This window comes from Caballeronia sp. LjRoot34, from assembly GCF_964253815.1.
GTDB lineage: Bacteria > Pseudomonadota > Gammaproteobacteria > Burkholderiales > Burkholderiaceae > Caballeronia.
The window spans coordinates 1255028-1272290 of the sequence record NZ_CAXUSB020000002.1 but is presented as its reverse complement, the minus strand read 5'-3'; the positions used below and the strand labels follow the sequence as shown (position 1 = coordinate 1272290).

Here is a 17263-nt window from a genome sequence, read left to right as displayed (position 1 = left end):
TCAGCACGGCCTGCCGGCTGTCGTCCCTGTGTAGTGCGATGTACCGCTCGCGGGTGCTATCGCTGCTGGATATGCGACGCAGTAGTCGCCACCCGTCGATTTGGGTTTCTTCGGGGGTTGTGCCGTCGTCCGGAAGAGGCGGCTGCTCGTCAGTTTCTTCGGATTGCACCTCAGACTGAGCTGTCCGAGGCGCAGGGTCGGCACCGCACACGAGGCACATCAGGTCCCCGTCAATCATCGGGTGACCATTCATACATTCCTGCACAGTCGGTGGCGGCGTGGAGCCGTCGGCAGGGCCGGCGTTGTCGGCTACCTCTTCGAAGGTAACGACATCTTTCGGTCGGTCACCAGAGTTCCGCAGCGGCTCCAATAATAGGTCCCATTCACACGTGTGACCGTCAACCGTGCCTTCGCAGGAGTACTCCTGCAGCGACCGCTCAGTCTTGCATTTCGGGCAAAAACGCATCATTGCTGACATTTCCTGTCTTATCGGCTTCACGCCTTATCGGCGCTGATTTGGACCAGATGGCCCTCGTCATTTAATAGGTCTCTCAGGCGCTGAAAATCGCCACGACTGGGAATTCCTGCAAACCAGACGCTGCCATCTTCATCAAACATTACGTCCAGTGACTTGTCGGCCTCCGTCAATGGACGTTCATACTCGATGAATCTCTCGCGGCCCAACGCCGTGAGAAAGTGCATTCGCTGATTATCGCTCCCGCGTAGCGGGCGCGAATGCGCGGAATGCAGTTCAAAATGGTCAGTAATCAAAGCATCGATTAGGCCCTGCGCGCGTTGAAGGGGGGCGCCCAGGTCTTCAAGGGCGTAACCGCTGTACACGAGAATGTCGGTCCCCGTACGTTCGCGGAGAGCTAAAAGCAGGGCGACTAGGGCATCCGGCTGGTCGAAAGGTTCGCCACCCGAAATCGTGATGCCGTCCGCATTTGGAAGCAACAGGGTGATCCGCTCGACAAGATCTTCCAGCGTCGTGTGACCGCGACTGGTCGCCCAGGTGTCGGCCGAAATGCACCCTGGGCACTGAATGCTACAGCCCTGGAACCAGATTCCGAGTCGCTGGCCCGGCCCTAACGTAGTGACCGGGAAATGCACGCGCGACAGACGCAGATCCATGATTTAGCGCTTCTGAAGCTGTAGATGCCCAGAGGCGATTCCCCGCAAGGCAAAGCGGTCGCCGGCTTTAGCGTCCTGATCGAACAGACCGCGAGCCAAAGGGTTGATCAGGTGTGCCTCAATCTGGTTTCTTATACCCCGGCCGCCATTGGACAGGTCTTGCAGGCAGCGAAGCTTCAACGCTGTCCGGGATTCGCTTTCCAGTTCGATCGCAATCTCCTGTGCCGCGATGTCATCCAGTACGGCGTCCACCATCTGCTCGAAGATCTTTTCGGCAACGTCGTTCCGGATGAAGTCAAACACGATAATGTTTTCGCCGATGCGATTCAGGATTTCGGGGCGGTTGAGAACCAGCTTGAAGTGCCGCTGGATTTCGGCAAGAACCTTGCTCTGCATTGCCTCAAAGGGATCGCTGGCCAGTACATTGGCGACGCGTTCCCCAGCCTCGTCCTGCCGGTAAATGCCGAGGTTGGACGTGAAAATGATGAGCGCTTCGGAAAAGTACACGCGGTCGCCGCGACCGGACGTCAACACGCCGTCGTCCAGAATCTGCAGGAATTTGTCGAGGATGCGAGGGTGTGCCTTTTCGATTTCGTCGAAAAGCACGACGCTGAAAGGCTTTTCCCGTATCGCGTTTGTCAGCTCGCCGCCGACGTCGTATCCCACATAACCCGGCGGTGCGCCAATAAGCCGCTGGTCGGCGTGCTCGGCACTGAATTCCGACATGTCAAACCGGATGTAGGCGCTTTCGTCTCCGAACAGAAGGCTTGTGACGGTCTTCGCCAGTTCTGTTTTGCCCACGCCGGTGGGTCCGGCCAGGAACGCCACGCCACGAGGGCGGTTCCCCTTGCGCTGGGCCCCGACTCCAGTCATTGCACGTTTGACCAGATCGAGCATGTGCGTCACCGCATGGGACTGCCCCTTAACCCGGTTGCGCACGAAAGCTTCGGCGTTGCGGATTTTGTCCCGGTCGATTTTTAGCCACGGGTCGTCGGTGACGCCAACCTTGTATCGGCGCACTGCGTCGGCGATCTTGTCGACCTGCACGCCCTCCACGCGGGCGAGGGTGGCAATCGCGTGCATGTCAGCCAGCAGGAGACCGTCAGAGCCGTCCACGAACGCGGTTTCGGCCGCTGCGCGGGCTTCTTCCGAAGCCTGCTGCGCGCCCGGGACAGCGCGCAGGAAGGCGGCTGACAACGCCCGGCGCGCTGCGCTGTCCGGTTTTGCAACCGGAATATGATGAACTCGTGGGTTATCAATCAGCAACCAATCCGGTACGTCTCCTTCCTTGTCAACGACCCAGATAACCGAATTGAAGAAGGGGCGTCTCTGTTCGCCGGCCGGCCTTGGTTTGGCTGAATGAGCAAGAACCAGCGCGCGGGTAAAGAGATTGTGCTCGCTCGAGCTCAGTGATTCCGCATGCACGGCCAGGCGCGACGCAAAATCAATAACGAGCGCGAGAGGCTCGCCTGAAGCGCCAACCGCCCGCTCAAGGACGGTGCTGAGAATATCTACGCCGCCCGCTGCGGCACCATTAACCGGCGTAAGACCCAGTACCTGCAACGTTTCGTCGGGCCGATCGTTTGCGGCACCTGGCGCTTCAGCGCATTTGAAGCCAGAAACCGGGTCCCACACAACAATATGCCCGTATCCGGCCTCTCTCAGGCTGTCGCACAGCGCCGCCGTGAATGGCAACGGCGTGATGACGTCCGGCGCAACTTCGCAGGCCTGGAGGTCACGGATGTTGCCCGACAGAACGAACTGACTCTTCAGCGGAAGAAACCGAAGCAGGTCACGCATCCACCTAGGTTTGGCGTAAGAGGGCATGTCGCGGCAGGTAAATCGAAAAGAGGAACGTTACCATAGCCCAAGTCCCCTGAATGGCGAGAGCGTCCCAGCGCTTGATAGCCAGTGAGGCTGCGAACCGAGACGCGTCGTGGTCGCAACATCCTTGCGACGCTTTTGCCGCCAACGCGCGTCTCGTCCGTCTCGAATTCAGGCTTCGGCAACTTCATCGCGCGGTGTGAGCTCGATGCGAACAATGTGGTCGAATTCAATGTTCGCCTGGCGCAGGCCGGCATTGGCCAGGGCCTTCCGCTTTTTGAACGAGAAATGCTTGCCTGCACCGATCGAGTAGATAACCAGCCTCCCTGACAGCGAGGGTCTTTCAGAAAAAAAGGCCGACCCGCTAGGGTCGGCTAAAGACTTTGGCATTTCCGAGGGCTGTGCTCAAAACCTGAGAGAGCCAGTATTATTCAACATAATTCTATAAATGATCGTATGAAAAATAACGTCATTGATGCAACTCGAACGACGTCAAATAGCTCTTGATATCGAGGAGCTGTCCCGTCAGAGGGTTGCGGATTTGTCTTGTTAGTACCGTAAGAGCGTCAACGGCGGTCTAGTGCGATTTGCCAACTTGATCGCGACCGGCTTCTTTACTCATTGAACTTCTCCTTGGCGCCACCCGCGCAGGGCGACAAACGTTGGAGAAAACGAAAACGGAGTGAGCGCTGCAGGCTGTGGATGGCGTTGTGCGACCTGGACGTCCCCTGAAAAAGAGTCGCACGCTTGTCCCCATCGGGCACAGGTGGCTATGTTATCACCAGCGTAGCACGCCTAAGGGTTTGCTGACGGATCGGCGCTTTATCGCCACGTCCGACATGAAGAGTCACCCAACATCCGCCTGTCAAGGCGGGCGACGCTTTTTCTAAAAGGCGGCCGAGCCGGTCGTGGCCATATTCATTGCCGATGCCGGCTCGACATATTTTTGGAGAAGTTTTTGCGCTGGTCGTCGAACACCAGAGTTTGCATAGCTACAAGTCTGGCAGCGACAAACGAGCTTCCTACTATCACCCGGACGCCGAATCCTGTCTGGTTCAGGGATTTTGTATGGGCGGCCAACCGAAGAACCCCGGATAAACTAACTCTTCAGACAAGTCAATGTGCTTCGTTCGCCAGAAATCGCCAAACTATAGCTGCTGATTTTTCGACTCCAGCATCGAGGGCGAACATGACGTAGTAGTCTTGCAATTTGGAGATTTCACCCTACGATAAGTTAATCATGGACGATATGCCGCCGATTTTCGCAAGCCGGCGACCGAAATTCGAATACTAATTCGTGCTCTTGCCAAGGTATCAAGAAGATCCGGCATCGAAAGCACATCGGAGGGGGTATGCCATTGGGACGACTTGGCGACGGCACCGTGGTTTTCATTCCAGGAATTATGGGATCCGAACTGAGGGAGAGCGGTCGCGATGCCCGAGGAGTTCCTCAAACCGATGTAGTCTGGGGAGGGGATATCCGCGATGTTTGGAACTCGCTGTGTCGATCCCCAGAACGGCTCACCGCGAAAAATCTGGTTGCGACGGAGGTCATACGAGAAATTCGCTACTCCTGGTGGAAAAAAGAGCCGGTGTATGGACCGTTGCTGGATTTCTGTTGTTCCTCCGCTGGACTGGGGCTAAGAATCGGTAGAAACTTTCGCACATTCCCGTATGACTGGAGGCTGGATTTAAGAAACTCGGCAAAACAACTTGGGGAACTGGTCGAGTCGCTACCTGAACCTGTGTTTATTGTCGCGCACAGCATGGGAGGTCTTGTTACACGCCTGATGTTGAACACGCCTTTGCCCGGGAGCTCCAAGGTAAAAGGCGTCTTTCAGATTGCATCGCCCGTTGCAGGTTCGAGCAAAGCCTACTTTACTCTCAAGAGAGAGCCCGACCTTGGCGCAATCGGCCACGCGATGGCGCATCTTTATCGAATGTTCAACCATAGCTCCCAAGCCCGCTTGATGTTGGCACTCCGGAATATGCCGGCGCTCTATCAGTTGCTTCCTCCGATCAACAGCAAAATCCTTTTAAGACGAGGGGGGGCCCACAAATCTGCGGTCGATACCGATGGCTGGCTTGATAGTGACCAGATTTATCTTCGCGCAGCGTCTGCGGTTCACACGCTGTTGGAAAAGGCACCGCCTGTTAAGATCAAGTGCGTCTATTCCATTGAGCTGATGACCGACTGGATGTATGAAGTGACAGAGCATTGGCAAATACGAGCGTCTCAGCCACAGACAGACGGAGACGGAACTGTGACCGGCGCAAGCGCAATCGCGGTGTCCGAGGATTTCCAGGCATTCGGTGGTGACTATGCGGAGCATATGACTCTTTGCGCCAATCCTGATGTACACGAGGAGCTTCGGAGATTTCTGTCATGAATGATCCTGTTTTCCAGTCTTCCGAGGATGAATTCGAAGCTGTTGCGCTTCAGACGAGTCATACAATCAGCTATCCAGGAGACACAATCGAACTCGTGATACGTGAGTTGACCGAGCCTCGCGCTCCCTCCGTTGCTGTCAGCCTTGTCGATGTGTTTGGAGAAACCATCCTGACGGGAGCCGTTGAGTCGGGCACCGGTAAACTTTTTATCCCTGCCGACATTCGGCTCGGTGAGTACCACCTGCAGGTAAAGAAAGACGAATGGGTTCTTGACTCGGTCCTGTTGGAAGTGATGGATAGAGACGCTTCCCTCTCGGTCAGAAAGCTTCTGGCGGCTTCGATTGAACAGGGCAAAGCATTCGAGCTGTTGCGACCTCCAAACGTTGACGTGGCAGGTGCCATCAAGTTGGCGCAAGACGCGACAAAGAAGTACGTCGAACTGGACGAGGCAGGCCTCGCAACGCAAATCTGGTTTGATATTTCCGATGAACTGCGTGAGCTGAACCTGTTTTCCCAAGCCAGTGAGGCCGCGAAGCAGGGAGTACAGTTGCAAGCGCGACTCGGCTTTCAGGATAAGACCCGGCCGAGACTTAAGGGTGACAGCCACGGCGCGCCAGACCTTCAGCTTATCGGATTTCCCGCGCTCGCGATTACAGGTGCGCACGACACGGACGATGCATTAATCGCCCGGTGGAAGGGATTTCAAACATGGTCGTCTCAAGTCGGCGCGCTTTATCAAAAGCTGCAGAGCAGGCAATCTGCGTTGGGCGAGCGGTCCCATAATGGGCAGCATGTCCTCCAGCGGGATCCTCTCGAGCGCGGTTCAGCCGCATGGGCTATTCAGCGGCTCGCAGCTGACTTGTTGCCCGGATTGCTCGCGGATATGGCCGCATTCCGGACAACGGGCCTCTCCGATAGTACAAGCGCAGCACTTGCTACTGCGCTACGTTCGTCAACGATATTTCTGGTTGAATTGCCTGATTCGCCAAAAACAGGCTTGCCGACCTTTGTGGCGTTCGCTCGTTTTGCCGATGGCGTCAGGGATTGGTCGGAGATTGACGGCGAGGACGAAGAAGCCCTAAGCGGAAGGGATCGAATATGGAAACGCTTACTGCAGTTACGCAAGCGACTGTCCAGACACATAACGAAGATTCAATGGAACAAGGGGGCTAGCGGAGAGCAAATATCCGTTCCTAGTGCTGCCACGGTCATCTATCCATTCGTCGAGGTCGTGACAAGTGACCGTGCGTTGGTCGGAACCACAGTCGCCGTCTCGCGTATAGTTGCCCGCGCCGAGGAAGCCAGCGACGGGCCGGCGTTTGCGCAGTAGCCCAACCCAACGAACAATTAATATCTAACCACCGATCCTAAGCGATGCGGTCGGCGCCTAGAGTTCACTTGGCACGCACCCGCAGCATCGAGCCCAAAAGCAGCGGGCTCTGCGGTCACGCGCTACACGCTACACGCTGGAGGCGTGGCGATCGATCACTCAGACCGCGCGTTCGGCGGACACTTCTTGTTGCAATTGACTCGATTTTGGCCCCGCGTGCTGACGTGAATCCTGTTGATGCGATTGGCCGCTAACGGCCGCGTGCTCCCTAGGCGGATGATTGTGGTTTGGCATCGCTTCTGCATGCGATCGCTGCGGGTGAGGAAGATCCTCGCGTTGGCCACCAGAACCTTGGGTTGCGTAGGTTGCTGGCGCGCGTGCAGGGCGACGGGCGATGACGGAGCGGATTCTCGCGCCGAAGAAATACCTCCCGACGTCTGTCACCGTGAGCGCGAAAATGGCGGTGACGGCGTTCGCCTGGCCCCGTCGCACAGACATGGGTGCACGAATCGAGCAGACGTGCTGTCGCAGCGGACCTATGGGATTCCCGTGTTCTTCCAGCAGATCAGGCCGTTGGAGATCTAGTCGGGCCGCAGCGTACCCGCAGCGGCTGCCGGCCGCCCGTTCATGGCCACGCTGGCATCGGGCGGCTGCTGTATAGCGACCGATTCATAAAACAAAACCCGGTCCGCAAGAGTCTCGAAGCAATATATATGAGGTGCAAAAAGTCGAAGCCTGCGCCTCACTCCTGATCGCTCGACTTAATACTTTTCCCGCCATCCCAGTTCATTCGATGGCACTCAACTGTCTCACGGTGACGCTCGTCGTCCTCGGTATGCAGGTAAAGGCTGGTTGTATTCAACGACACGTGGCCGAGATTGTCGCGAATAGTCCGCAAATCCACGCCGCCATCAGCCTGGTGTGAACCTGCGGTGTGTCTCAACCAGTGAGCGGACGCCCGATCAAGTTCATCGGCCCTATCCGCAAACTCCAGTCCTTTGGCCCGCAGCCAGGACGCCGCGCCGGCGAAGATGCCTTTGATTGCATCATGCACAGCGGAGCGCGATAGACAACGGGCGCGGCCTTTAAACGGGATGACTAGTGGCGTTTCCTCGGACCGGGTGGGGAGGGCGGGGAGGCCATTAGCAGTCCGATAGTGTCGTAGCTCCTGAATAAGCTCACCTGACACTGGGACTATTCGCTCCTTGTCGCCCTTTCCGAGCGTTTCAAGCCACCACTGATCCCGTCCGTCGGCCCCAAGCCGCCTGAAAAAACCTCCCATCTGGCCGCCAGCGACTTCGGAGATTCGCATACCTTGGAGGTAGAACAGGGTCGTCAGCCAGCGACAACGAGCGTGGTACGCCCGTTGTGCTTCCGTTTCCAGCGGCAGTTGTTCGACGAAGAGCTTAACCTCGTCCCAGAGTGAAATAGACAGATATCGCGTGACACGCGGCGCGGACCGTTTTGCGCGTTGACGCAGCAAGGCCATTGGATTGCCACGCAGATATCCGGCGTTGACTAGCCACGCGAACATTGCATTCAGGATGATCAGCGCCTGCCGTTGGCTCGCTGGCGATAGCGGACCGTTGAACGGGCGCCACCGTTCGTTGCCACGCGGATATTTTCCGCCAGTCGCTGACACCCAGCGACTCTCCGGTTGCGGGTCGACGAGGAAGGCCTTGAACATCAGCAGATCCTCGTGCGTCAACGACGACAGCGGCTTACCAAGCTGTACGACAGCCCATAGCAAGAGGCGCTCGGCTTCCTTCCGGTAATTGTCGAACGTCGTCTTTGTGTCTGCGTAGTTCGAAAGCCAAGCCCGCACGGCGTCCAGATCATTTGTGGCCGACAATTGTGAGCCACCGACCGCACCACGATTGGTGCCGTCGCGGCCGTCAAGCATTTCCGGAACAACTAGAGATTCGACCGGCTGGACAGTTGCAAGTTGAGCGTTAGACACGTTTCGAAAAGTCCAAAAAGCAAGGTTTAACCGCCGAAAACATGCATCAAATCATACACGACATTATAGTACTAATGTCGTGTATGGTGTAAGAGATGTTGTGATATTTCAATAATACGTTGTATTATTAACACATCGCCCAAGCCGCTACACGTGAGCCCGACATGACCCTCGAAATCGACATCGAAGCCGCCCGCGAACGCGTCTCCGACACCCAGGCGCTGTATCGCGAGGTCTGCGCGCTCATGTTCTTCAGATATGGTGAAACGCCTACGGCCAACAAGCTTTACCAGCTGGTTCGTAAAGGCAGCATGAGCGCGCCGGCGAAGGCGCTGCGAGACTTCTGGACCGAGGTACGGGAGAAATCACGTATCGATGTTGGCCAGCCGGAGCTGCCCGCCGAGGTCGCGGCGGCCGCAGGCGAACTCGCTGCAACACTCTGGCGCCTTTCCAGTGATGCGGCCAATGCCGGACTGGAGGTCTTCAAACAGGACGCACAGCGCGAGACGGTGGCCGCAACCGAACACGCCCAGCGTATGGTGGCAGAGCGCGACGCTGCGATTCTCGCCGCTGAGCACGCGTCACACGACGTAGCGGAACTCGGGCTCGAAAACGCGAGGCTGCAGGCGCGTCTGGTGGAACTGGAAACCGCAAGGGCAATGCTGGAAGGTCAGTTGACCCAGTTCAGACAGGAAGCCGCAAGCGCCGCTACGGCACTGGCAGATGCCCGGCGGGATTTTGCCGAGGAGCTGGGCAAGCTGCGTCGCACACACGACCAGAGCGAGCAACGCCTCATTGCGGTTGAAAAGCGGGCGCTCATGGAGATTGACAGCGAGCGGACGGCGGCTCGCCAGGCTCGTCAGGAACTGCAGGCAAGCATCGAGCGCGCGGCCGAGGTCCAAACCTCGCACCAGGCCGAGCGAGACCAGTTGCGTGACGCTCTTTCAACTGCGAAAACGCAACTGGCGGCGTCCATGACGCGGTGTGCGAGCATCGAGGGAGAGCTAGCTGCAAAGAGAACAGCACTCGACGAGCAAATGGCGGCGAGTGGACTCCTGCGCGAACGGCTAGAAGCGTTGTCTAACCAAATGGTGGAAGGCGGCCGCCCTCCTATATCTAACGTCCCTCACCGCCCTCGTCGTCCGTTATCAACGGGCAAGCGAGGCGTGCGCCGTGAATTGAAGTTCACAGACATGGCAGCTCGCAGACCAACCTCGTCAGGTCGCTGAGATACTCGGCGCTGCGTATTACAAGTGCGATCGACAGGTCGTCCAAATGCAAAGGCTGGCTAATCCCGGAATTGTCAATGATCCGCACAGAGCTGCAGATACGTGCACAACGCCTGATTGAAGGCCGGGGCAAGGTTGAGGACTTCGATCGCCTCTTTCTCGACCAGCGCGAATCGTGGCACGGCAAGGAAAGCTTCCGCGAACTCGGGGACTTTCTTGCACACCGTGACGAGCGCAACAAAGGTCCGGTAACGCAGCGCGTACGTGATGTGTTCACCAGCTTCAACGTCTGGAGCTTCGGCCTCAGAGGGCTCCAGCCGACTGACGACGACCTTCGCTCACTCGGCTTGGCCAATCTCAGGCTGCTTACAGATAAAGAGTTGAAAGACGGTTGCGGACTACAGCGTGCAGCAGCCAAAACGAAGCTGGAGAAAGCGCTGCGGAAGCGAACATCGGGATATCAGCTATCTGAAAGCGATCGGAAGACCTTGGATTTTCTGGCAAACCAGTTTATCTGGCGACCGGCCTTCACAGACGACGTTCTTCATGACGACTTCGTCACGGTACTGGTCAAAAACGAAATCATCTTGCCACATGAACGCCAGCTCTTCGACGGCGTGAAAGACTTGCTTGCGCTCTACGCTATCGTTCGCCTCCACGGCGCGGGCATCAGATTTGGGGATGGTCGCACGGGGACTCTTTATGCCGGCTATGCCAACGAGGAGCGCCGGCTTGAAGTCAAGATAGATCTGGGCTCCGACGATTGGCCGAAGCCGACGCAAGCTTCCGTTTGCATGTTCTGGACGAGCCTGCGCTGCGATGACCATTGCGACGCGACACTTATCAAGCCCTCCAGAAGACCTACATGGAATGACTGGACGAGCCCGCTGGAAATAGGTTCGGACAATAAACTTCGTTTGCTGAGCTAGATTTGTCGGCGGCGATCGGCGATTTCCACGTACCCTTCCGCTCACAGGTGCGACCTTCGGTACCGCCATTTCCCTGCTCCGCCCGCCATCCCTTGAACCGGAGTTTCTAAGAACCTGCGATGAAGACCGATCCATCACAACAGACAGTAATCTTCCAGGCGCTGGCAAGCGAAATCGGAGCACTGATAGACGCGGACCCTATTTTGACACCTGTTTCTGTTCACCGGAGCCGAGCCGAGCACCGGCTGGCTAAACGGGTGCGGCGTCGAAGTTGACGATAAAGGCTTTGTCAGGACAGGTTTTGGCGAGTTCAATTCCGAAACTCATAATTTTGCATTGCTTACTAGTGTACCGGGTATATTTGCGGTCGGCGATGTACGTTCGAAATCGATAAAGCGAGTTTCGTCCGCAGTTGGTGAAGGTGCTGCGGTGGTTTCCGAAATTCACGAGTTCTTGAGGGCAAGAAGCCGAGAGTAGGCCTTGCCTTGGCCAGGGCGCGCCCCTTCGGATGTTCCTGGGCGCGAGTCGCCCTATTCGGTCCGAAAGAGTGGCCGCCTCCCCTTGCGGACCGCGCCCGTATACTCCTCAAAGTCGAAGCCTCGTCGTTGCGACAGCAGTTCTTCACCGTCGATGCTTTGCGCGAGCTCCTCGACATCTGTCGGGGAAACACCACTTGACCACGAAGTGCTCTTTCCAGCCGCTTACCACGTGGATGACCTCGATACCTTGCTTGCCGCTTCGGCAGCCTGTAGGCCGAACGATGCGCACGGCGACATTGCGTTTGATTGGGTGCCTTCACGTGCGTTCGCCCCTGCCCTTGATGTCAAAGCATGCCCAGAGCCCGGGAAGTTGGCGGATGAAGCCTCTGATATCGATGATCCGATTTCAGAAAATTTTCCAGCATCCAAAGCCTATCGACACCCCAGAACAACTCTTCGGCGACCACGCAGGTCGGTGAGCCAAAGACGCCCCTATCAGTTGCCTGCCTGGTCGCCTCGTGAACATCAAATTTTGTCCTAGGGTCCTCGATCGCCATCTCGACTGTCCTTCTGTCTATACCGGCCGAACACGCGAGACTTATCAGTATGTCTATGTTCTCTAGGTCTTTCCCTTCCGCCCAACGTGCAGACAGGAGGATTTTTGCCAGCCGTGGAGCAGCACTCGAAGGCGCTCCGTGAAACACGCGATGAGCGTTGACCGGATAGAAAACGTCGATATCCTCTGTCAGCGGAACACCAAACACCTTGGCTAGGCGGGCAACGTCACTGCGCACATATTCCGCTTTCAGCGGGGTCTCCATCACCGGCCTCAATCCCATGACCTTTGTCACAGTCACTCCGACGCGGAATGGTCGCCAGCGCACCACGCAGTCGTGACGGGCCGCCAGTTGCTCTATCGCAGTGGACGCGATATATGCATACGGCGAAACGAAGTCGAAGTAAAAATCAATCGATGTCATGTCGCCTCACGGGCATCCACCGTCAGTTTCCACCGGAACAGAAATGAATCAAGGCGTTGCTCCAGCACGGCGCGCAAAGATTCAATGTCACTCCCATGCTTGCATCGCAGTTGCACCAGCAAGCCCCGCCCGCCATCCTCTTGAACAGAAACCTTGAGTCTAGCAACATCGCCTAGCAATCCCTCAAGCATCCGGGTTGTCGCGTCACAGCGCAGCGCTGGCTTGTACACTTTTCCTACGCTTGTGAGCGGGAGCGTATCGAGCACATAAAGATTCTTCGGTATGGCAGGCCTCTCCGAAACCTTTGACTCAAGATGGCGCATCACCTCGCCAACGTCGAGCGTTCGTCCGGGTTTCGGTACCACAAAGCAGACTGGAAGTTCGCCCGCATAGCGGTCTGGCTGCCCGACAGCAACGGCAGACGAAATGTCCGGATGGGACAGAGCCGCTTCTTCAATGGTCATCGGATCGATGTTATGGCCACTGCGAATGATCACGTCCTTGCTTCGGCCGCTTATAGCAATCCTTCCGTCTTCCGCTTTGTACCCGACATCTCCCGTTATTAGCCAGCCGTCGTCACAGAAGGCGTCAGCGTCGTGCCGTGGATCGAGGTATCCAGGAGTGACGGCGGGGCCTTTGACGACGATGACACCCGATGTGCCTACGGGCACACTCGTACCAATTGAGCCATCGGCAAGAAGTTCGCGAATCTCAGTTTGCATGAAAGGCACTGCATATCCAGCCGAACCAGTAATATGTCGATCTTGCAGCAGGTCGGTGCTAATTAAGGCCGAGGTCTCGGTCATACCGTAGGCTTCATGGATGTGGACGCCCGTCAGTCTTTCAAAGCGATCCGCAACGCTTTGAGACATTAACGAACCTCCGGAAAATGCCTTTTTCACCGATGACAGGTTCGCACCGCCAACCGGTGCGTCTGCGATTGCGCCAATGGCTGTGGGAACAGCACCAACGAGTGTCACGCGATACCGCTCAACGAGCTTCCAGATATTGCCCAGCAAAGTTCGGTTGCGAAGGCCGTCGCGGGAAAGATTGATGATGTGCGCTCCGCGCATAAGCTGTCCAAGGCCGCAACAGATCGCTCCAGCCACGTGGTATAGAGGCAAACCGTTGATTGCGACGTCGTCAGGGGAGATTTGATAGCGGTATGCAAACGCGTACGCTGAGGTCAACTGGTTCCGGTGGGTGTGTCGAACCAGCTTTGGCGTGCCGGTGGTTCCTCCGGTATGAAAATAGGCCGCGTTGTCATTTAGGGTCGGCGCATTCGCGTGCGTCAGACGATCCACCGGCATCGTTATCTTTGCTTCGTCGTATGACACTACCCACGGCGCCCGGGCCGTTGCCCCCCCGACCTGGATTACACAGCGTAACTGACTGCCGAGTTCAGCTCGTATCGCCTGAACCTTGTCCCATATCCCCCCATCAACTTCCGGCCCCGGGGCGACCAGAATATCGGCCTTAGCGGCCCGCATGAGCGCAACGAGCGCTGACGGCGCCAACATGTAATTGAGCGGCAACGACGTAGAGACCGCACCCGCAGCCCACGCGAAGAAGTAGCTTTCGAGGAGGTTCGGCATTAGCAAGGCGACCGCTTTGCCGCGTGATGCCCCGAAGGAGCTCAGCAAGTTTGCGGTTTGATTAACCTCCGCAAATAGCTCCGCGTATGTCAGTTGCCGTGGTTGCTCGTCGAGCAGCCCAGACTCAAGGTGCGTTAGTGCGATGCGATCTTTATGCGTTTGGGCGCAAGACCGGAACAGTCCGTAAGTGCTCGATACATCCAGCCAATCGGTTAGCGTCGTGCCAGAAAACAGCTCTGCCTCCTGCTGTGATGTGGCGCACTGAGCTGGGAATTCGATCATGCTATGTCTCCGCTTACATGTTGTTTGAGTTGGGTCAGTTCCACTGATGCGCACTCTTGGGTGTGTTTGCCTGGTTAGACGGCGCTCACAATCAAGCTTTCGTCGGATTGCTTGACGCGCGCGAAGACCCGGCGATATCACGGCATACCGCAATGACACAGCTCTTGCCTATCGGCACGCCGGGCCGGTACCAAACAGCGGTCTGCGCATCGCACCGGTATCGATTGAGTAATCCGCGCATGCGTGAGGCCCCCTTTCTCCATTGACCGATGCAGTGGGTATGCATCGAAGACCTTTTCGACGCTGGGATCATCCGGAGCGCTCAAAACGGAACGCTGTTAAATATTGAGTCGAGAATAGCCACTGCGTAGCAAGCAGTCAGCATGAACCGCCGCGATGCTGGGGAAAATACTCCGTTAGCCCACCTTGTTCGTCACGCGCCCGCTTTATCGCGCCGGAGGGAATCCACAAGCATGTTCCCCATTGGCAAAGACCCCGTATTGCTTTGACCACCATCAATGGCGACTACGGTTCCGTTGATATAGCGTGATGCACCGCTGACCAGGAATAGCGCAAGGTCAGCGACCTCATCTCGAGAGGCGGCGCGCACTAAGGGGATGCCGGCGAGCAGTCTGTCCCAACTGGATTGACCTTCAGGCGCGAGACGTTTCATTCCCTCCGTATCCTCCACCGGGCCGGGTGCAATTGCGTTGCATCGGATGCCTTGCGCACCCCACTCGATTGACAGGGTGCGCACAAGCATATCAACGCCAGCCTTGGCAGCGCAAACATGTGCTTGTGCTGCTGTGGGCATAACCGACTGCACGGCGGAAATCGCTAGCAGGTCGGCGCCGACGCTGCGCAGGTTGCTGTAGACAGAGCGGAAGGTGTTGTACGTTCCTAGAAGATCTATCTCAATCACCGTCCGGAAACCGTTCGCCGACATATCTTTGGCTTCGGCCACGAAGTTTCCGGCTGCGCCCGCAATGCAGATATCAATCGGACCGAACTCGGTGCAGGCTGCTGTTACCGCCATGCTCAACGCCTCAAAACTTCGCACGTCCGCCGAGAAACCTTTTGCGCTGCCGCCTGTGGCAACGATATCTGCAGCCGCTCCGACCGACTTTTCGATGTTGCGCCCGACGATAGATACATGTGCGCCGTGTTCGGCGAATTTTTCTGCGATCCGCTTGTTGATCCCGCTGCCGGCTCCAGTGATGAACGCATGCTTACCTTGAAGCAGGTTCGGCGCAAAGATATCTTTCATGAAATCTCCTATGTGTAGTGAGTACTGATCCTGACCAAGTTGGATACTTGCAGCGTCGTCGACGGCTTGTCGGACACGAAAACTGGCGACTGGTCTCGGATTCATCTCGACGCGGTCGTGTGGCTCGTCCACTGGCGAGGCAGCGATATGCTCGGGAAGAAGATATCTGGGGTGCCCTTTTTGGGGGAAATGCCCGGTGCGAACCGCACGCGGTTTTATCAGCCATGGGCCGTCCCCTTGAAGGTTTGGCGTTTCGGATGACTCCTCCCGTGCCTCGGCAACTTCACTCGATGGGGAATCTTATCGAGCAAGTCCCGGTGTTCGCCATTCGGATTGTCTGGCTGGCGAACACCCTGTCCGGCGGCCTTGGGGGACCCGCCAGGATGTACTATTCGGATTTCTGCCCTCGTTCAAAGGAGCGCTGCAATGACATTCGGAGGCCCGGGGACTCGCACCGGCCCGCGCAGAAGGCCTCGCCAGACCCGCTCGGTCGTTACGGTCGACGCTATCCTTGAGGCGGCTGCGAAGCTTTTTGCGCGCGAGGGATTCGAGCGAGTCAGTACAACCCGCATTGCCGAACTGGCTGGCGTGAGCGTCGGTTCGCTCTACGAGTACTTTCCGAACAAGGATTCCATCGCAGCAAAGCTGCTCAAATGTCATTGTGATCGCATGCTTGAGCGGTTCAATGAACGTTTTCTGTCAGCAGCGGGTGGCGACCTCGACGAGATTCTGGCTGCCTTTATAGAGGCTACGCACGATGCCTACGCTGTCGACGTGCGACTTCACCGCGCATTGCTCGAGCAAATGGGGCGCGTCAGTAAGCCTCGCCATCTCCAGCGAGTGTCCATGGCCATTGTCGACCTTCTTGAGAACGCTCTCAGGCCATACGGGGAGTCGCTACAACGCCCGAGTATCCGGCTCGCGGCGTTCATGGTCGAGTCGGCGGTGGAAGCGCTTACGCACCGCTCCATCCTTTACGCACCCGAGCTGTTTGATGGCGAGCTGAGTCGTGAACTGCATGTCATGGCGGTTCGCTATCTAACAGCGCCGGCAGTACAACCGAAGGGTGCGAACAGTCAAGGCGAGACGTCCACCTGACTCTGATAGTGTGCACGAAAAGGGGAGAATCCGGCAGGCGCATCCGGTCGCCGTCACCCCATACGTGTAGGTTGACACCTACCTGAGTCACTTTCAGAATCCCGGATTCCCCCCCGTACTACCCAGACCTTCAGCAAAACAACCATGCGTCAGCGATTTACACAGGACCAGATTGAGGAGTTTCGTTCCCGTCTTTGCGCGGTGGCCGAGGATCTGTTCGCCGAACACGGGGTTGAAGGGGTTACGATGCGCCAGATTGCCCAACATCTTGGGATGAGCCAGACGGCCGCGTACCGATATTTTCTCGACAAGCAGGAAATCCTCGCAGCGGTGCGGGCTTCGGCATTCCGCCGCTACGCCGATCGCCCCGACGCCGCCCGTACAGGGCGTGGCGCATTGGACGACGCAGGGCAGTCGGTACAGCTTTTTTTGCGGTTTGCCGCCGACGAACCGAGTACATAAAGCCTCATGTTCGATACCCACCAGCCGCACGCGTCGAACTATCCGGAGTTTGTCGACGCCTTGAAGAGAGCGCGCGCCTGTATGACTGCCTACGTGCAGGCACTGATCGACGAGGGCGTGGTTCACGGCGACGCCAAGGAGATTGGCCAATATTTTTGGGCCGCCGCTCACGGACTCGTCGTCCTTCATTCGAAAGGGTTCATGAATCCTGGCGAGAACCTAGTTGCGGGGAGTACGAGCCTACTCGCCTGAGTTACGCTCGAAATCAGCCCCTCCCAAGCGGACTGCATCCCGTCGGACACGCGC

At 57.2% G+C, this 17263-nt stretch carries 14 protein-coding genes and 1 pseudogene; 8 read left to right on the top strand and 7 right to left on the bottom strand.

Annotated features, from left to right (window positions below; all coding sequences use genetic code 11):
- Window positions 1-495: 495 nt before the first annotated feature.
- From ACSQ36_RS25245 to ACSQ36_RS25235, 3 genes are all read right to left on the bottom strand, one after another.
- Complete coding sequence (locus tag ACSQ36_RS25245) at window positions 496-1131, bottom strand: 4Fe-4S single cluster domain-containing protein (RefSeq protein ID WP_436184048.1); 636 nt, start codon at window positions 1129-1131, stop codon at window positions 496-498.
- 3 nt (window positions 1132-1134) lie between these two features.
- A complete protein-coding gene (locus tag ACSQ36_RS25240) occupies window positions 1135-2958 on the bottom strand; it encodes an AAA family ATPase (protein ID WP_436184047.1) in 1824 nt (607 codons plus the stop codon).
- A 168-nt stretch (window positions 2959-3126) separates the two neighbouring features.
- Complete coding sequence (locus tag ACSQ36_RS25235; protein ID WP_436184046.1) at window positions 3127-3345, bottom strand: hypothetical protein; 219 nt, start codon at window positions 3343-3345, stop codon at window positions 3127-3129.
- Window positions 3346-4307: 962 nt separating this feature from the next.
- Here ACSQ36_RS25235 and ACSQ36_RS25230 point away from each other — a divergent pair.
- Window positions 4308-5345: a lipase/acyltransferase domain-containing protein gene (locus tag ACSQ36_RS25230; protein WP_436184045.1), complete on the top strand. Its 1038-nt coding sequence runs from the start codon at window positions 4308-4310 to the stop codon at window positions 5343-5345.
- The gene (locus ACSQ36_RS25225; RefSeq protein ID WP_436184044.1) at window positions 5342-6676 is read left to right on the top strand and encodes a hypothetical protein; all 1335 of its coding nucleotides are present in this window, start codon (window positions 5342-5344) and stop codon (window positions 6674-6676) included. The genes ACSQ36_RS25230 and ACSQ36_RS25225 overlap by 4 nt, the downstream gene beginning before the upstream one ends.
- Window positions 6677-7418: 742 nt before the next feature.
- Here the strand turns inward: ACSQ36_RS25225 and ACSQ36_RS25220 are convergent.
- Window positions 7419-8579 (bottom strand): tyrosine-type recombinase/integrase, encoded by a 1161-nt coding sequence (locus ACSQ36_RS25220; protein ID WP_436184940.1) that lies wholly within the window; start codon window positions 8577-8579, stop codon window positions 7419-7421.
- A 221-nt stretch (window positions 8580-8800) separates the two neighbouring features.
- Between ACSQ36_RS25220 and ACSQ36_RS25215 the strand changes: the two genes are divergently transcribed.
- The 3 genes and pseudogenes from ACSQ36_RS25215 to ACSQ36_RS25205 form a co-directional block, all read left to right on the top strand.
- Window positions 8801-9865 carry a DNA-binding protein gene (locus tag ACSQ36_RS25215; RefSeq protein ID WP_436184043.1) on the top strand — a complete coding sequence of 355 codons (1065 nt, stop codon included), beginning with the start codon at window positions 8801-8803 and terminating at the stop codon, window positions 9863-9865.
- 77 nt (window positions 9866-9942) lie between these two features.
- Window positions 9943-10794 carry a hypothetical protein gene (locus ACSQ36_RS25210; protein ID WP_436184042.1) on the top strand — a complete coding sequence of 284 codons (852 nt, stop codon included), beginning with the start codon at window positions 9943-9945 and terminating at the stop codon, window positions 10792-10794.
- A 207-nt stretch (window positions 10795-11001) separates the two neighbouring features.
- Window positions 11002-11271, top strand: a pseudogene (locus tag ACSQ36_RS25205) (NAD(P)/FAD-dependent oxidoreductase); the annotation flags it as partial.
- A 346-nt stretch (window positions 11272-11617) separates the two neighbouring features.
- On the opposite strand, the gene ACSQ36_RS25200 reads toward ACSQ36_RS25205, so the two are convergent.
- The 3 genes from ACSQ36_RS25200 to ACSQ36_RS25190 all read right to left on the bottom strand — a co-directional run bounded on the left by ACSQ36_RS25200 (window position 11618) and on the right by ACSQ36_RS25190 (window position 15397).
- The gene (locus ACSQ36_RS25200) at window positions 11618-12253 is read right to left on the bottom strand and encodes a 2-hydroxychromene-2-carboxylate isomerase (protein ID WP_436184041.1); all 636 of its coding nucleotides are present in this window, start codon (window positions 12251-12253) and stop codon (window positions 11618-11620) included.
- On the bottom strand, window positions 12250-14130 hold the full coding sequence (locus tag ACSQ36_RS25195) for an AMP-binding protein (protein WP_436184040.1): 1881 nt from the start codon (window positions 14128-14130) through the stop codon (window positions 12250-12252). The genes ACSQ36_RS25200 and ACSQ36_RS25195 overlap by 4 nt, the downstream gene beginning before the upstream one ends.
- A gap of 433 nt (window positions 14131-14563) precedes the next feature.
- Complete coding sequence (locus ACSQ36_RS25190) at window positions 14564-15397, bottom strand: SDR family oxidoreductase (RefSeq protein ID WP_436184039.1); 834 nt, start codon at window positions 15395-15397, stop codon at window positions 14564-14566.
- A 426-nt stretch (window positions 15398-15823) separates the two neighbouring features.
- Here ACSQ36_RS25190 and ACSQ36_RS25185 point away from each other — a divergent pair, with 426 nt between their 5' ends.
- The 3 genes from ACSQ36_RS25185 (at window position 15824) to ACSQ36_RS25175 (ending at window position 17209) form a co-directional block, all read left to right on the top strand.
- Window positions 15824-16495, top strand: a complete 672-nt coding sequence (locus ACSQ36_RS25185) for a TetR/AcrR family transcriptional regulator (protein WP_436184038.1) — start codon at window positions 15824-15826, stop codon at window positions 16493-16495.
- A gap of 144 nt (window positions 16496-16639) precedes the next feature.
- Entirely contained in the window at window positions 16640-16957 is a 318-nt protein-coding gene (locus tag ACSQ36_RS25180; RefSeq protein ID WP_436184037.1) for a TetR/AcrR family transcriptional regulator, read from the top strand.
- A 6-nt stretch (window positions 16958-16963) separates the two neighbouring features.
- A complete protein-coding gene (locus ACSQ36_RS25175) occupies window positions 16964-17209 on the top strand; it encodes a TetR-like C-terminal domain-containing protein (RefSeq protein WP_436184036.1) in 246 nt (81 codons plus the stop codon).
- Window positions 17210-17263 lie beyond the last annotated feature (54 nt).

What these genes read in the sequence shown, in the direction of transcription:
- ACSQ36_RS25245 (WP_436184048.1), bottom strand. Translation starts at nt 1,131, where the DNA reads ATGGATCTGCGTCTGTCGCGCGTGCATTTCCCGGTCACTACGTTAGGG.
- ACSQ36_RS25240 (WP_436184047.1), bottom strand. Translation starts at nt 2,958, where the DNA reads ATGCCCTCTTACGCCAAACCTAGGTGGATGCGTGACCTGCTTCGGTTT.
- ACSQ36_RS25235 (WP_436184046.1), bottom strand. Translation starts at nt 3,345, where the DNA reads ATGCCAAAGTCTTTAGCCGACCCTAGCGGGTCGGCCTTTTTTTCTGAA.
- ACSQ36_RS25230 (WP_436184045.1), top strand. Translation starts at nt 4,308, where the DNA reads ATGCCATTGGGACGACTTGGCGACGGCACCGTGGTTTTCATTCCAGGA.
- ACSQ36_RS25225 (WP_436184044.1), top strand. Translation starts at nt 5,342, where the DNA reads ATGAATGATCCTGTTTTCCAGTCTTCCGAGGATGAATTCGAAGCTGTT.
- ACSQ36_RS25220 (WP_436184940.1), bottom strand. Translation starts at nt 8,579, where the DNA reads ATGCTTGACGGCCGCGACGGCACCAATCGTGGTGCGGTCGGTGGCTCA.
- ACSQ36_RS25215 (WP_436184043.1), top strand. Translation starts at nt 8,801, where the DNA reads ATGACCCTCGAAATCGACATCGAAGCCGCCCGCGAACGCGTCTCCGAC.
- ACSQ36_RS25210 (WP_436184042.1), top strand. Translation starts at nt 9,943, where the DNA reads ATGATCCGCACAGAGCTGCAGATACGTGCACAACGCCTGATTGAAGGC.
- ACSQ36_RS25200 (WP_436184041.1), bottom strand. Translation starts at nt 12,253, where the DNA reads ATGACATCGATTGATTTTTACTTCGACTTCGTTTCGCCGTATGCATAT.
- ACSQ36_RS25195 (WP_436184040.1), bottom strand. Translation starts at nt 14,130, where the DNA reads ATGATCGAATTCCCAGCTCAGTGCGCCACATCACAGCAGGAGGCAGAG.
- ACSQ36_RS25190 (WP_436184039.1), bottom strand. Translation starts at nt 15,397, where the DNA reads ATGAAAGATATCTTTGCGCCGAACCTGCTTCAAGGTAAGCATGCGTTC.
- ACSQ36_RS25185 (WP_436184038.1), top strand. Translation starts at nt 15,824, where the DNA reads ATGACATTCGGAGGCCCGGGGACTCGCACCGGCCCGCGCAGAAGGCCT.
- ACSQ36_RS25180 (WP_436184037.1), top strand. Translation starts at nt 16,640, where the DNA reads ATGCGTCAGCGATTTACACAGGACCAGATTGAGGAGTTTCGTTCCCGT.
- ACSQ36_RS25175 (WP_436184036.1), top strand. Translation starts at nt 16,964, where the DNA reads ATGTTCGATACCCACCAGCCGCACGCGTCGAACTATCCGGAGTTTGTC.